This window comes from Acinetobacter ihumii, from assembly GCF_900625095.1.
GTDB lineage: Bacteria > Pseudomonadota > Gammaproteobacteria > Pseudomonadales > Moraxellaceae > Acinetobacter > Acinetobacter ihumii.
Map to the genome: position 1 here is coordinate 228,714 of NZ_LR130760.1, position 14,238 is coordinate 242,951.

15 protein-coding genes are annotated in these 14,238 nt (G+C 40.8%); 10 read left to right on the forward strand and 5 right to left on the reverse strand.

Going from position 1 to position 14,238, the window contains the following annotated elements:
• From E0D95_RS01055 to nth, 7 genes are all read left to right on the forward strand, one after another.
• On the forward strand, positions 1-576 hold the full coding sequence (locus E0D95_RS01055) for a 5-formyltetrahydrofolate cyclo-ligase (RefSeq protein WP_130802142.1): 576 nt from the start codon (positions 1-3) through the stop codon (positions 574-576).
• A 130-nt stretch (positions 577-706) separates the two neighbouring features.
• A complete protein-coding gene (lon, locus tag E0D95_RS01060; protein ID WP_130802143.1) occupies positions 707-3,133 on the forward strand; it encodes an endopeptidase La in 2,427 nt (808 codons plus the stop codon).
• 342 nt (positions 3,134-3,475) lie between these two features.
• Positions 3,476-3,955 (forward strand): 23S rRNA (pseudouridine(1915)-N(3))-methyltransferase RlmH, encoded by a 480-nt coding sequence (gene rlmH / locus E0D95_RS01065; RefSeq protein WP_130802144.1) that lies wholly within the window; start codon positions 3,476-3,478, stop codon positions 3,953-3,955.
• 111 nt (positions 3,956-4,066) lie between these two features.
• Complete coding sequence (locus tag E0D95_RS01070; RefSeq protein WP_130802145.1) at positions 4,067-4,843, forward strand: dioxygenase family protein; 777 nt, start codon at positions 4,067-4,069, stop codon at positions 4,841-4,843.
• A 162-nt stretch (positions 4,844-5,005) separates the two neighbouring features.
• On the forward strand, positions 5,006-5,776 hold the full coding sequence (locus E0D95_RS01075; protein ID WP_130802146.1) for an META and DUF4377 domain-containing protein: 771 nt from the start codon (positions 5,006-5,008) through the stop codon (positions 5,774-5,776).
• A 205-nt stretch (positions 5,777-5,981) separates the two neighbouring features.
• Entirely contained in the window at positions 5,982-6,776 is a 795-nt protein-coding gene (locus E0D95_RS01080; RefSeq protein WP_130802147.1) for an RnfABCDGE type electron transport complex subunit B, read from the forward strand.
• Entirely contained in the window at positions 6,777-7,475 is a 699-nt protein-coding gene (nth, locus tag E0D95_RS01085; protein ID WP_130802148.1) for an endonuclease III, read from the forward strand. It abuts the gene before it with no gap.
• Between the two features lie 28 nt (positions 7,476-7,503).
• On the opposite strand, the gene E0D95_RS01090 is transcribed toward nth, so the two are convergent.
• From E0D95_RS01090 to E0D95_RS01105, 4 genes are all read right to left on the reverse strand, one after another.
• Positions 7,504-7,713: a hypothetical protein gene (locus E0D95_RS01090; RefSeq protein ID WP_130802149.1), complete on the reverse strand. Its 210-nt coding sequence runs from the start codon at positions 7,711-7,713 to the stop codon at positions 7,504-7,506.
• 32 nt (positions 7,714-7,745) lie between these two features.
• Positions 7,746-8,405, reverse strand: a complete 660-nt coding sequence (gene adk, locus E0D95_RS01095; protein ID WP_130802150.1) for an adenylate kinase — start codon at positions 8,403-8,405, stop codon at positions 7,746-7,748.
• Between the two features lie 83 nt (positions 8,406-8,488).
• Positions 8,489-9,805 (reverse strand): DUF445 domain-containing protein, encoded by a 1,317-nt coding sequence (locus E0D95_RS01100; protein ID WP_130802151.1) that lies wholly within the window; start codon positions 9,803-9,805, stop codon positions 8,489-8,491.
• A 63-nt stretch (positions 9,806-9,868) separates the two neighbouring features.
• Positions 9,869-10,387 carry a hypothetical protein gene (locus tag E0D95_RS01105; protein ID WP_130802152.1) on the reverse strand — a complete coding sequence of 173 codons (519 nt, stop codon included), beginning with the start codon at positions 10,385-10,387 and terminating at the stop codon, positions 9,869-9,871.
• Positions 10,388-10,626: 239 nt separating this feature from the next.
• Between E0D95_RS01105 and mrdA the strand changes: the two genes are divergently transcribed.
• Genes mrdA through E0D95_RS01120 form a run of 3 tightly spaced genes read left to right on the forward strand, consistent with a single transcriptional unit; the run spans position 10,627 to position 13,969 of the window.
• The gene (mrdA, locus tag E0D95_RS01110) at positions 10,627-12,657 is read left to right on the forward strand and encodes a penicillin-binding protein 2 (RefSeq protein ID WP_130802153.1); all 2,031 of its coding nucleotides are present in this window, start codon (positions 10,627-10,629) and stop codon (positions 12,655-12,657) included.
• The gene (rsmD, locus tag E0D95_RS01115) at positions 12,657-13,202 is read left to right on the forward strand and encodes a 16S rRNA (guanine(966)-N(2))-methyltransferase RsmD (RefSeq protein WP_004990505.1); all 546 of its coding nucleotides are present in this window, start codon (positions 12,657-12,659) and stop codon (positions 13,200-13,202) included. Before mrdA ends, rsmD begins: the two co-directional genes overlap by 1 nt.
• 32 nt (positions 13,203-13,234) lie before the next feature.
• Complete coding sequence (locus E0D95_RS01120; RefSeq protein WP_004990509.1) at positions 13,235-13,969, forward strand: sulfite exporter TauE/SafE family protein; 735 nt, start codon at positions 13,235-13,237, stop codon at positions 13,967-13,969.
• Positions 13,970-13,977: 8 nt separating this feature from the next.
• On the opposite strand, the gene E0D95_RS01125 is transcribed toward E0D95_RS01120, so the two are convergent.
• Complete coding sequence (locus E0D95_RS01125) at positions 13,978-14,211, reverse strand: hypothetical protein (protein ID WP_227546584.1); 234 nt, start codon at positions 14,209-14,211, stop codon at positions 13,978-13,980.
• Between the last annotated feature and the right edge of the window lie 27 nt (positions 14,212-14,238).

Here is a 14,238-nt window from a genome sequence, read left to right on the forward strand (position 1 = left end):
ATGAAAAATATTCGTAAAACTTTAATTCAAAAGCGCAAACAGCTAGACAAATTTCAGCAACGTCAATCAGCGTCGTTGGCATTAATTTTTTTTAGAACATTTTTAACAACGTCTTATCATCAAAAAATAGGTCTTTACCTCCATGCTTTTGGCGAAGTTCATACTCAACTTTTAATTGAAGAATGTTATCGATTAAACAAAGACGTTTATCTGCCCATGATTTGTAACATGAACAAAAAATTGGTCTGGGTTAAAGTCAGTCACCATCAATATCGAAATAAACGGTTTTCACTTCATCGCTTAGGTATGAAAGAACCTACGGCAAGCCGAGGTCATCATGTTTCTTATCTTGATCTATTGGTTGTGCCGCTCGTAGGTTGCGATCATAAAGGAACTCGACTGGGAATGGGCGGTGGTTTTTATGACCGTACTTTAGCAACTGCACCACACAGACCTTTCCGACTAGGTTTGGCGCATTCATTCCAGTTACTTGATCAAACGCTTCCACGTCAGCCATGGGATCAAGCACTGGATGCATTACTGACACCCGATCAAATTTATCATTTTAAACGTTAAGCTTTTAAAAAAATAATTCCGACCGATTTGCTTATTTTTTTGCATTTTCTGTTGTCATCCCCTTGTAATTTTCAAAATACACATCACTATAAAAACATGGCAACATCGTTGTCACTCATTAGGAGTGCCCATGTCTGAAAATATGATGAATATAGAAACCTTAGAGCCTCAGGTTCCAAGTGTATTACCGCTTTTAGCGTTACGTGATGTTGTGGTTTATCCACACATGCAAATTGCGCTATTCGTGGGTCGTGAAAAATCGATCAATGCAGTGGATGTGGCTCGTAACAGTGACAATTTAGTATTTGTAGTTGCACAAAAAGATTCTCTTACTGAAGAAATTGATCACGACAACCTTTATCAATACGGTACTGTCGCGAAGATTGTGCAAGTTGTGAATCACGAAAATGATGAAAACTGTATTAAGGTTTTAATTGAAGGTCTTTACCGTTCAAAATTGACTCAAATTATTGATGAAGATAGCCATTTAACCGCTGAACATCAATTAAGTCCAATGACTGTCAAGATGGATAAAAAAGATCAGGAAACGCGTTTGCAGGAGCTACAAACATTATTTGCTCAATATGCGGAAGCTAAATTACGCAACGCACGTGAGCTGATTACTGCTGCAAATAAAATTGAAGATCTGTTACAACTCATGTTCTTTATTGCGACTCGTGTTCCTTTAAATATCGATGTGAAACAGAAGTTTCTGGAATATGACGAATTTGAAGCACATTTGCAAGAACTGACCAGCTACTTAACTCAGCAATCTGCGGAACAACAGATTGAACAGACCTTACATGACAACGTAAAACGTCAAATGGAAAAGAATCAGCGTGAATACTTTCTCAACGAAAAAATGAAAGTGATTCAACGCGAGCTTTCCGATATGAACGGCGGTGCGGAAGATGACGTGGCTGAAATTGAAAAACGTCTTGCAGAAGCTGATTTACCAGAACATGTGCGCAAAAAGGCCGAAGCTGAATTTCGCAAATTAAAAGCCATGCAACCTGCTTCAAGCGAAGCGGCTGTGGTGCGTAATTATCTTGAAGTGATTCTGGATACACCATGGAATACCGCAAGCAAAGTCAGCATTAACCTGAAAAAAGCACAGGAAATTCTGGATGCCGACCATTATGGTTTAGACGATGTCAAAGACCGTATTGTGGAATATCTTGCTGTTCAATCCCGGGTGAAAAAACTTCGTGGCCCAATTTTGTGTCTAGTTGGACCTCCGGGTGTGGGTAAAACCTCACTAGGTGAATCCATTGCAAAAGCCACAGGCCGTGAGTTTGTTCGTATGGCCTTGGGTGGTGTCCGTGACGAAGCTGAAATTCGTGGTCACCGTCGTACTTACATTGGTGCGATGCCGGGTAAAATTGTGCAGTCATTAACAAAAGTAGGCGTGAAGAATCCATTATTCTTACTCGACGAAATTGACAAGATGGCACAGGATTATCGTGGCGACCCTGCTTCTGCGTTGCTTGAAGTACTTGATCCATCGCAAAACAGTAAGTTTAACGATCATTATCTCGATCTTGATCTGGACTTATCAGAAGTGATGTTCATCTGTACTGCAAACAGCATGAATATTCCTGAAGCATTGCTGGATCGTATGGAAGTCATTCGCTTACCGGGTTATACCGAGGAAGAGAAAGTCAATATTGCTGAGCGTTATCTGGTTCCAAAAGCAATTAAAGACAATGGCTTGCGTAGCAGCGAATTGACTGTTCATGAAGAAGCGATTCGCGATATTGTTCGTCGCTACACCCGTGAAGCAGGTGTGCGTAGCTTAGAACGTGAAGTGTCTAAAATCGCACGTAAGGTCGTGAAAGAAGCGGTCAGCAAAAAGTCGAAAAACTTGCACATCGATGTTACAGGTGAAAATCTGCCAGACTATTTAGGTGCGCATAAATTTGACTATGGTATGGCTGAAGATGAAGCCCAAGTTGGGCGTGTTAATGGCTTGGCATGGACTTCTGTCGGCGGTGAATTACTGACCATTGAAGTGGCAGCAGTTAAAGGTAAAGGTAAATTCATTACTACGGGTTCGCTCGGCGATGTGATGAAAGAGTCGATTACCGCAGCCATGACAGTCGTTCGTACCCGTGCAGATGAATTGGGCATCGAAGCTTCTCGCTTTGAAGAGACTGATGTTCACGTTCACTTGCCTGAAGGTGCAACGCCAAAAGATGGTCCATCTGCGGGTCTTGCTTTAACGACCGCATTGGTTTCTGCATTTACTGGGATTCCAATTCGTGCCGATATTGCAATGACAGGTGAAACGTCTTTGCGTGGTAATGCGCTACGCATTGGTGGCTTAAAAGAGAAACTTTTGGCTGCTCACCGTGGCGGTATCAAGTTAGTGTTTATTCCGCAGGATAACGTCCGTGATTTGGCAGAAATTCCAGATAACGTGAAGGAAGGTCTGGAAATTAAAGCAGTGAAAAGTATCGATGAGATTCTACCACTTGCTTTGACCAGCCAACCCAAACCATTGCCAAAAGCACCCATTGTTAAGCCTGTCGAAGAATCAAAAGCAGCACGTCATTGATTGAATGACATATTGTAAAAAAAGAGAGCTTCGGCTCTCTTTTTTTACATTTAATAGGTTGAAAAATAACCAGTCATACCCATAATAAATATAAGAGATCATATTTTTATTCCCTATCTTTTCAATGCTCTTGGTATGGTCATCTGATTCTCCAGACAGATGGCCTTTTAATCGCAGCCCTTCACGCTTTTGGGCTGCGTTTTTTTATTCAAATGTTTTTATAAGCCGGTATACAGCTGTTTAAGGCTTAAACATTTAATTATCTCAAATCACAATCTATATGAAGTCAATTTACTTCCCCGTTATACTGATTGCTGTTCGCATATGTCATTGGACCATATTATGAAAATTCGTATTCTTACCATTGGTCAAAAAATGCCAGCTTGGGTACTCACAGGTTTTGAAGACTACTTCAAACGTATTCAACCTTTTGTACAAACTCAAGTGATTGAACTTCCTATGGCTAAACGTGGTAAAAATGACTCAGATGCGGATATTCTAAAATATTGTCAGCTTGAAGGCGAAAGCATACTCAATGCACTCAAAGCAAATGAGACCCTGATTGCACTGGAAGTGGGTGGTCGCGAATTAAGTACCGAAAAACTGGCAGCCACCATGAAGTCATGGATGCTTGAAGGTCATAATGTAGCCTTAGCGATTGGCGGCCCTGACGGATTGTCTGATCAAGTTCGTCAAGCTGCTGCGTGGCATTGGTCTTTGTCTAAACTGACCCTGCCCCACCCCTTGGTTCGGGTTTTATTGATAGAACAATTATATCGCGCCATGAGCATTAATCATAATCACCCTTACCATCGTGCTTAATCTTGGTATGGAATCAAATTTTTTATTCCATACCTTGAAACAAAAAGTTTTACCTAAAACTTTTATTCTTTGGCAACATAAGCCTGATATTTGGACAAAGTGAGCCACATAATGAACTTACAAACTTTACCGGGATTATTTATTTCCCATGGTTCACCTATGCTGGCACTTGACCCAGAGCAAGTCGGACCTGCCTTACATCGTTTAAGTTTTAATTTACCGCACCCCAAAGCCATTATTGTGATGTCCGCACACTGGGAAAGTGAAACACTTGAAATTAGTACCTCAACACGCCCACGAACATGGCATGATTTTCGGGGTTTTCCCAAGCAACTTTACGACATTCATTATCCTGCGCCGGGCAATCCTGAGCTTGCAGAAGAGATCTTAAAGTTATTGGCTGAACAGCATATTTCTGCCCACGCCAATAGCACTCGACCACGAGATCATGGCGTGTGGATGCCCTTATTGCATATGTATCCTGAGGCGGATATCGCCGTGATTGAAATTTCATTGCCCATGACCATGAATGCTGATGAGATTTATCAAGTCGGTCAAATACTGGCACCCTTGCGTGAACGACAAATGCTTTTAATTGGTTCGGGCAGTATTACCCACAATCTGGCAGAATTGTCTTGGGAAGGTCAGGCACAGTTAATTCCAGAATGGGCCTCGTCTTTTCGTAATTACGTTGTAAATAAACTCGCCCACCAAGACTATGATGCTGTACTGAATTGGCCAGAAATTCCCTATATCGAGCATAACCATCCCACTCTTGAACATTTTGCCCCACTTTTTTTTGCCATGGGAACAGGTAATCGTTTTTCAATTGTGCATAGTAGTTTTTCAATGGGTGCGCTTGGAATGGATATCTATCGTTTTGACTAAAACAACTTTTCTCTTAAATTTTTATTAATTTTTCAGGGAGTTAAGTTTAGCAATTGTTGCAAAATAGATACAATCTGAAACCGAAAGCCTTCATTCCACTCATTCTATTTTTAAAGCCACCCATTAAAATATATTCTGTTTAAGTCATCACTGTATTATTAAATGAAAATCAAATATTTAATTCTTGCTCTTTTACCTTTTTCTATTGTGGCTTGCCAATCTGTAACGCAGAACTCAGCGCCCATGACAACCATAAGTGCAGAAAAACAAATGAATGTAGATAAAACTTTAACGGCTTATACTTGGTCATATCAACCTAAAGATACGCCCCGTCCAATTCAACTCAACTTTTCAGAAAATCGTTTGAGTATTATTACAGGCTGTAATAATCAGGGCGGTTCATGGAAAATTGAAAATAACCAATTGGTCACTTCTTCTTTGGTTTCGACCATGAAAGCTTGCGAACCTACCTTAATGAAAAATGAGCAGTTTTCGAGCAGCTTGTTTAGCGATCAAAAAAACAAGTTTGAACTGAATACCTCATCTGTCGAAAGTCCAAGCTTGACCATTACAGCGGCCAATGGTCAAAAATATGAATTTAAAGGAACGATGACCCCTGAAACCAAGTATCAATCTCAAGGTGAAATTATTTTTCTGGAAATTTCTCCTGAAACAAAACAATGCACAGGTGTAGCACCTCAAACCTGCTTACAGGTTCGCGAAATTAAATACGATGATAAAGGCATTAAAACTCAAGTTGATAAAGACTGGACTTTATTTTATGACCAAATCGACGGCTATCAGCATCGTGATGATCAGCGCGTGATTATACGAGTCAAACGTTACGAACGTAAAAATCCAGCCGCGGATCAGTCAAAATATGCTTATGTACATGATATGACGGTGGAACAGGAAATCGTCAAAAAACCGTAATTAAATCATTAAAAGCATCCGATACAGCGTGTATCGGATGTTTAAGATTGCATTGATCTAAATTCACCTTATGATTGAAATGTGCAACAAAATAACCATTAAAACAGATCAATCTATTTCATCTTTTTTCATGCTAAAATAACCTATTGATCTTTGTATCATCATATTTTCTGCTCTTTAATCTTGTCCTTAATTTGTCAAATCCATGAATGCTGCGCTTACGTTGATCCGCGAAATTGATGCCTTGTTACCCCAAACCCAGTGTGGTTTGTGCGGACACCGTGATGGATGTTTACCTTATGCCAAATCTATTGTTGAGGGTGAAGATGCCAATAAATGTGTGCCGGGTGGACAGCCAGTTGCAGATGCTTTAGCTGATCTTTTAAATCGCCCACATTTACAGGCTGAAGAGAGTGTCTGGCCCATACAGGCTGATGGTCGTCCACAGCGCATGAAAGCCATTATTCGTGAAGATGAATGTATTGGCTGTACCAAATGTATTAATGCCTGTCCCGTCGATGCGATTATTGGCAGTGGCAAATTGATGCATAGTATTTTGACCGATTTATGTACGGGTTGTGAACTCTGTATCCCCCCCTGTCCAGTCGATTGTATTGATCTGGTTGCAGACACACAGTCCTTATTAAGCGACTTTCAGAGACAACAAGAGCAAAATGATTTAAGGCAACGTTATTATGCGCACATCCAGCGTGAAGAACATAAGCGTTTAATCCGTAAAGGCCCCATTGTTCGTGCTGAAATTGATACTGAACTTTTTGCACAGTTTTCAAATGTGATTGACGAAGTTCCTGTTATTACATTAATAGAAGACCAAACCAAAGCGACCATTCCAGTGGATGCAAAAACCACAATTGAGCTTGCCAAAATTCGCACTCAAATTAAAAAGCTGGAAAAACAACTTAGCGTTCGCCCAGACCCACAAAAGCAGCAGCAACTTGATCAGTTACAGCAACGTTTAGCTGAAATTCAGGAGCTTTAAATGCCAGTGAAGAATATGACCAAAAAACAGATTCATACGTTTTTTGAACGGCTACGCACGCAGCGACCACATCCACAAACTGAACTTCATTATTCTTCGCCATTTGAACTGTTAATTGCGGTGATGCTTTCGGCACAAGCGACAGATGTGAGTGTCAATAAAGCCACTGATAAGCTCTATCCTGTGGCAAATACACCCGCACAAATTTATGCTTTAGGTGTAGATGGATTGAAGCAATATATTAAAACCATTGGTTTATATAATGCCAAAGCAGAAAATGTGATTAAAACCTGCCAGATTTTATTAGAGAAACATCAGGGTGAAGTGCCACAAACTCGTGCGGAGTTAGAAGCCTTACCCGGCGTAGGACGTAAAACAGCAAATGTGGTGCTCAATACCGCATTTGGTCAACCAACCATGGCGGTTGATACCCATATTTTTCGAGTTGGAAATCGTACAGGTTTGGCCGTTGGAAAAAATGTACTCGAAGTCGAGCATCGACTGGTTAAGGTGATTCCAAAAGAATTTATCGTTGATGCTCACCATTGGTTAATTTTACATGGACGCTATTGTTGCATTGCACGTAAACCCAAATGTGCTGAATGTGTCGTGTCAGATGTCTGCAACTGGCCTGAACGTTTTGAATTTGGTGCAGCTAAAGCTGCAAGCATTCAAGCTAAAACATCGTCAGCGATATAGATTTAATATGTTGAGTTCATATTTTCTATTATTTTTTCTTGTTCAGTGAGGGTTTGCGCTCATCCTGCGGCAATAATTCTGTTTGATTTTTTTCCAGTATTTGCTGTTTTTGCACTCGACGCAATAATTTATGGCTAATATATAATAAGTAGCCAAGGCCGATAAGACTTAAAATAACCAAAAGCACTAAAGCAATCTTCAAAATTTTGACCTTGAAAAACAAAAAGAGCCCTATCATAACAGAGCTCTTTCAAAACAAAATCAGTGGGCTTATTTTGTTTGGTCTAAAATTGCAAATAAATCTTTTTGTACATCTTCAATTTTGCGCAAACCATCTAATTTATCATACGTCGGCGCATTTTCACCTGAAGCTGCACGTTCTTCATAAAAGCCAACCAATAGCTCAGTCAAGGTGTGATAATCCGCCAAACGTTTACGAATGGTTTCTTCCTGATCGTCCGCACGTTGTACTAACTCTTCGCCAGTAACATCGTCTTTACCTTCCACTTTCGGTGGATTGTATTCGATATGATAGACACGACCTGATGCAGGATGCTGACGACGTCCAGATAAACGTTTTACAATTTCTTCATCTGGAACAGCAATTTCAATCACATGGTCAATGTTAATACCAGCACTTTCCAATGCTTCTGCCTGCGGAATTGTACGTGGGAAACCATCAAAAATGCAGCCATTTACACAATCAGGTTGCGCAATACGTTCTTTCACTAAACCAATGATCAGCTCATCTGAAACCAAACCACCAGATTCCATCACACTTTTAGCTTTAAGACCAAGTTCAGTACCTTCACGAATTGCAGCACGGAGCATATCACCGGTTGAAATTTGTGGGATATCGTAGCGCTTACAGATCAACTGAGCCTGAGTACCTTTACCTGCTCCAGGTGGTCCGAGTAAAATAATGCGCATAACAAAAAATCCTCATTAAGAACAATTTTCAAAATACCTTGGACTATGGTTGTATAGACCATAGCCATCAATATCTCGTTAAATTATAAGAAAGCAACAAATAAGTGAATCGTACCTGCTATAAAACCAGTGACCCCACCTAACACAATCAAAATCCATTCATCTTCCTGAAAAGCGGGACGCAGAAGATTTTGAAACTCTTTCGGTGTTAGTTCACGAATACGATCTTTAAACATTTGAAATATTTTCTGTGCACGGCTTGCATTAAACGCAGGGTCGCATACAGGCACCATCGTAATTTCAATTGAGCGATCAATCAAGTCTGTTTTAAGTTTAGCATATTCACGTGGTCCTAAGGAAAGCTGTAATGAGGTTCTTACCAAAGGAGTTTCCATAATTTCATTGATATGACGCTTGACAATTCGACGGGTTTTATCTTTTTTACTGCCATACATCATTTCAGTCATAATCGATTTTAAGGTAATTAAATCTTCTGTGACTACGCTCGCAAATACATCCGATACTTCTTCCTGACGTTTCATAAATGCGCCTTGCACATTGTAGGTTCCAAGGCGAGGTAAGATCGGAACAATCCATGGAAACTTACGATTTTCAGTCAGACGAAAAAACTGTGGATAGCGGATATAGTGAGGTTCTACGGGATTAAACACCATCCAGATTGCAATCCAGTTGGTTAAAAAGCCCCAGATTGCTGCCCAGAAAGGAACTGTCCAGTGCCAAGGAACCAAGAACCAAACCAGCATTTGGAACACCCCAAAAAACATCCCGATTAATGCGCTGATATGCCAGATAAAATTGATTTCTTTTTGACCTACTTTTAAGAACATACGCACCATTAAACGGCGGTCACCTTCCATTTGACGAACCACCATTTCACGCATATTCACCAGTGACTCGACGTTCATGGTCAGCTCAGTCACTAATTCTTTTAATACGCCTGGCAACTGTTTGTGTGCTTGCGCATAAATTCGACGTTTAATGGAATAAGGTAGGTTTTCCCATAATACGGCATTACGATCAATCATGACTTCGTCAATCAGGTGCTCAAGTTCAAAGCCGACTTGTTCACCAATGATCCGTGCCATGTCCTCAGGATCCATCGCATCCAAAAATTCGCGTAATGAACCGAGTTTGGATAAGGTATTATCAGTAATAATTCCTGAAATACGTCCAGCTTTGCGCGGTACAATTCCTTGCCAACCGACAGGTAGAGGGCCAAGATGAAATCCCCAAAAATTAATTGGGTAAAACACCATTTTTAGAGCCATCCAGACATGCGCCCACGTCACAAATGCAGTCACTGGAATAATACTTAACACCGCCAGATGATCTGGTCGATTTAAAAAGGCTTGCCACAAATCGCTGACGTACTCTAACATCCATTACTCTCGTATTTCATTCTATCTTATGGGCTTTGACATTCTTAAAGCTTGAATTAAACGTTATAGACCGAAGCTAAGACTATAAGAAATTTGTAGTCTGGGTTCGATATCCGCCACAATGTTACCTTTAGAATCTTTGAGTTTTTCACCCGTCCCCATACCAACACTTAGGGTACTGATGCGTTCTTTGTCTAACCAGACATAGGCTAGATCGACTCCACCCCCCAGACGGGTTTTATCATCACCATCAATTTCTTTACTTTCAATGGAACCCGCATACAAACCAAAGTAATAGCCGTTTTGATTGGTACCTGTTAGGTAATAAGGATAGCGAAAACCGACTTGCCCACCGACCTTATGATCTCCATTGAGATAACTACCAGCTTTTGCATAAGCAATGCCATAAGGATTCACCCACTCACCGTTCACATGAAGCAGCTTTTGTGTTACACCCGCACCGACATTCCATGTTGATGCAGCACCCTCTGTGAGTTTTGCTTCAGGCTTGAAGCGACTTATATCCGCCCATGCAGTCTGACTTAACACACCAAGCAAGACCAAGGGATATATTTTTTTCATTATTTTCTCCATGTTGCCCTATCCATCCAATTTAGGGCATTCCTCTCTTATATGATGGTGACTTTAACAGAATTATTTTGCTTGTTATATACAGCCTATTATAAATTTAGTGTCTACAAGGTCAAAAAACCTCACCAAATTTATTTCATGAATAAGTTAAAAATATCCTAAATTCCAGAGATGAATGAGTTAAACTTGACGGCTATTTTTGTGGTCTGCGTTGTTTAAGTCAGTAAGGTATGAAACAGCATTTTCGTTTAAAAGATAATCAGCAAGAAAAGCGTATTTATCGCGGTCGAATTTTCTTTGCCATTGGTTTGGTCTGCTGTTTTTTATTACTGCTTTTTAGTCGCTATGCCTATTTACAAATTGTGCATTATGATGAGTTTTCAACGGCCTCTGATAAAAACCGAATTCGTTTACAACCTTTAGCGCCTGCTCGCGGTTATATTTATGATCGTAATGGCGTTTTACTGGCCGATAATTATCCTGTTTTTACTGCCACAGTCAGTAAGGCAGATGTCGATGATATTGATGACACAATTGCCCAGCTCATGCCGATCTTAAGTCTGTCACAGGAAGATATTGACCGTTTTAAAACTCGGATTAAAACTGCACGTAAAACCGAACGGGTTTCAATTAAGCTGAATCTGACTGAAACTGATATCGCCAAATTCAGTGAAGTCAAATATAAATTCCCTGGGGTACGCATTGAAACGCAAATGACGCGTTACTACCCACATGGCGATTTATTTGCGCACGTGATTGGTTATGTCGGACGAATTAATGACAAAGAATTAAAATCGATTAATAGTGATATTTACGCAGGAACCAACCTGATTGGAAAAATCGGGGTAGAAAAAACTTACGAAGATTTGCTACATGGAACTCCCGGTTATGAATCGATCGAAGCCGATGCTCATGGTAATGTACTCAGACATTTAGGTCGCAAAGAATCGACTCGTGGCAATGATTTATATTTATCTATAGATTATGGTTTACAAGTGGTTGCTGCCGAACAACTGGCAGATAAACGTGGTGCAATTGTGGCAATCGATCCGCGTACTGGTGAAATTCTGGCACTGGTGTCAAGTCCAAGTTTCAATCCTAACCTCTTTGTTACAGGCATTAGCAGTACAGATTATAGTGCTCTACGTGATAATCTGGATCAGCCCCTCTATAACCGTGCAGTTCAAGGTGCTTATCCACCGGGATCCACCATTAAGCCCATGGAAGCGATGGGTGGCATTCACTATGGTTTAGTCGATTGGGCAACCACCATTAATGATCCGGGTTATTTCCATCTTCCTGGCGATTCGCATAAATTCCGTGACTGGAAAAAAACAGGTCATGGTGTAGTCAATATGCACAAAGCCATTATTCAATCGTGCGATACCTATTTTTATGTACTGTCCTACCAAATGGGCATCGAGCGTATGAATGACTGGATGCGCCAATTTGGTTTCGGTGAAAAAACTGGGGTTGATCTACCCAGTGAAAGTACTGGTTTATACCCAAGCCCTGAATGGAAGATGCGTACCCGCAAAAGTAAGTGGCTAAAAGGCGAAACCATTTCCGTCAGTATTGGTCAGGGGGCGTTTACAGCGACCCCACTTCAGTTAGCGATGGCAACTGCAATTACCGCCAATCATGGTGCACATGTCACGCCGCATGTATTACGTGCCACACGTGGTGCAAAAAAATATGAAGTTCATAATGCGCCTGATGGAAAGATTAATTTTAATGGTACCGAACAAGACTGGCTTAACATGCGCGATGCCATGATTGATGTCGTGCAATCAGGTACAGGTCGTGGGATTCGTACACCGCTTTATCAAATTGCAGGAAAAACAGGTACAGCTCAGGTTAAGAGTATTGCACAGGGTAAAAGTTATAACGAATCGATACTGACACAGCGCCAACTGGATCATGGTTTATTTGTTGGGTTTGCCCCTGCTGAGAATCCTGAAATTGCCATTGCTGTGGTGTGGGAAAATGGTCGTCACGGTGGTTCAGCCGCTCAACTTGCCAAGCCTGTGTTTGATTATTGGTTGGTCAATCGTAAAAAAGAACAGATTCGTCCCGCAAATCATCAAATCAGTGGCGGTTTAATGACCGCTGGCATTAAGCCGGGCGAGCTTCCAAGTGGTGCTTTACTTGAAGCGGATCCTAATGCTAATCCAAATAAGAAAAAACCTGAGCAAACACTACAAAATACGCCCGCATCGTCTGTAACCCCTGTTGCCAATAACGCTGAGGTGACTGAATAATGAAAAATCAGCTCAGAATTATTGGCGGTGAATGGAAACGTCGTGTATTACCTTTTGCGAGTATAAATGGATTACGCCCTACACCTGATCGTGTCCGTGAAACGCTCTTTAACTGGTTAATGTGGGATATTCCAAATGCTACGGTTTTAGATGTCTGCACAGGTTCAGGTGCATTAGCATTTGAGGCTTTGTCGCGCGGCGCGAGTTCTGTTTTGATGATTGAACCTGATTCAACTCAGGCTAAAATACTCAAACAAAATATTCAGCTTCTCAATGCACAGCATTGTGAATTAAAAGTGGCGACTGCACAGCACATCTTACCCAAACTTAATCAACAGTTTGATGTGGTCTTTCTTGATCCACCCTATGCGCTGGAACTCTGGCAAGAACTTTCTATTTTGATAGATCCGCTATTAAAAGATCAGGCCTATATTTATGTCGAAGCGGATCGTGATCTTCGTCAGCTACAACTTCCCGCTTCATGGCAATTAGTCAAATCCACTAAAGCAGGCACCGTTCGCGCAGGACTTTTCCAAAAAACATAATTTATTCTTATAGAAAATGAGATAAAACAGCTATGCAATCATGGTCATTGTTTTTAGTCGGTGCGTGTATTGCAGGTTTTATTCAGGGCCTGACAGGTTTTGCCTTTGCACTGGTCGCCATGTCTTTTTGGGTGTGGGCTTTGCCACCTCAACTTGCTGCTCCATTGGTGGTGTTTGCTTCCCTTTGGTGTCATATCATTGCGCTAAGTAAGGAACGTCCACATCAGCTTGGTATCTCTCTGGTTATTCCTTATATCCTCGCAGGTTTAATTGGCGTTCCTTTAGGAAGTTATCTTTTACATCAGATCAATGCGGAAACATTTAAACTGATTTTAGGTGTTTTTTTGCTGATCTGGTGCCCTGTCATGTACTTAGCTCCAGAATTTAAGTCATTAAAACGCTTAGGCAAAAAAATTGATGCAGTGATTGGCTTTTTGGGTGGTGTATTAGGTGGACTCGGTGGTTTTTGTGGATCTTTACCCTCTGCATGGGTGATGCTCAAGGGTTTAAATAAAATTGAACAACGATACATTCTCAGGCATTTTAATTTTGCGATTCAGCTTTTTACTTTTGCAGTTTATATATTTCAGGGAACGGTACAGCTCAATCAATGGCCGTATATTATGGTATTAATGATCAGCGTCACCATTCCTGCAATCTTGGGTTCACAGCTATTTTATAAAGTTTCAGAAAAACAATTTAAGCATATCGTGCTGTCTTTATTATTTGCCTCAGGTACATTTTTAGTGATTTCAACTGTGATTTAACATTTAATTTATTGTGGACGATCTAAACGAACGGCGCGTATATCGCGCACTATTTCTTCCTCACGGCGCTCACGTACATCATCATCGTCATTTTGCTGTTGAGGTTGTAAGCTCCAATGTTGTATATGATAAATCGGCGATAAATTAGCACTAGGCAAACTGATTTGTGCCTGAATCGGAACACTCAACATACATCCCAATAGACTCAGTATAACCAAGAGTATGGAACGAAATTTTTTCATTCTCAGTCACCGCATTGCCTCTCAAAC

Bases quoted from the DNA above. Each gene is read 5' to 3' on its own strand.
- E0D95_RS01075 (WP_130802146.1), top strand. From the start codon at position 5,006: ATGAAAATCAAATATTTAATTCTTGCTCTTTTACCTTTTTCTATTGTG.
- mrdA (WP_130802153.1), top strand. From the start codon at position 10,627: ATGAAACAGCATTTTCGTTTAAAAGATAATCAGCAAGAAAAGCGTATT.
- E0D95_RS01120 (WP_004990509.1), top strand. From the start codon at position 13,235: ATGCAATCATGGTCATTGTTTTTAGTCGGTGCGTGTATTGCAGGTTTT.
- E0D95_RS01125 (WP_227546584.1), bottom strand. From the start codon at position 14,211: ATGAAAAAATTTCGTTCCATACTCTTGGTTATACTGAGTCTATTGGGA.
- E0D95_RS01080 (WP_130802147.1), top strand. From the start codon at position 5,982: ATGAATGCTGCGCTTACGTTGATCCGCGAAATTGATGCCTTGTTACCC.
- E0D95_RS01090 (WP_130802149.1), bottom strand. From the start codon at position 7,713: ATGATAGGGCTCTTTTTGTTTTTCAAGGTCAAAATTTTGAAGATTGCT.
- rsmD (WP_004990505.1), top strand. From the start codon at position 12,657: ATGAAAAATCAGCTCAGAATTATTGGCGGTGAATGGAAACGTCGTGTA.
- E0D95_RS01055 (WP_130802142.1), top strand. From the start codon at position 1: ATGAAAAATATTCGTAAAACTTTAATTCAAAAGCGCAAACAGCTAGAC.
- E0D95_RS01100 (WP_130802151.1), bottom strand. From the start codon at position 9,805: ATGTTAGAGTACGTCAGCGATTTGTGGCAAGCCTTTTTAAATCGACCA.
- E0D95_RS01070 (WP_130802145.1), top strand. From the start codon at position 4,067: ATGAACTTACAAACTTTACCGGGATTATTTATTTCCCATGGTTCACCT.
- rlmH (WP_130802144.1), top strand. From the start codon at position 3,476: ATGAAAATTCGTATTCTTACCATTGGTCAAAAAATGCCAGCTTGGGTA.
- adk (WP_130802150.1), bottom strand. From the start codon at position 8,405: ATGCGCATTATTTTACTCGGACCACCTGGAGCAGGTAAAGGTACTCAG.
- nth (WP_130802148.1), top strand. From the start codon at position 6,777: ATGCCAGTGAAGAATATGACCAAAAAACAGATTCATACGTTTTTTGAA.
- lon (WP_130802143.1), top strand. From the start codon at position 707: ATGTCTGAAAATATGATGAATATAGAAACCTTAGAGCCTCAGGTTCCA.
- E0D95_RS01105 (WP_130802152.1), bottom strand. From the start codon at position 10,387: ATGAAAAAAATATATCCCTTGGTCTTGCTTGGTGTGTTAAGTCAGACT.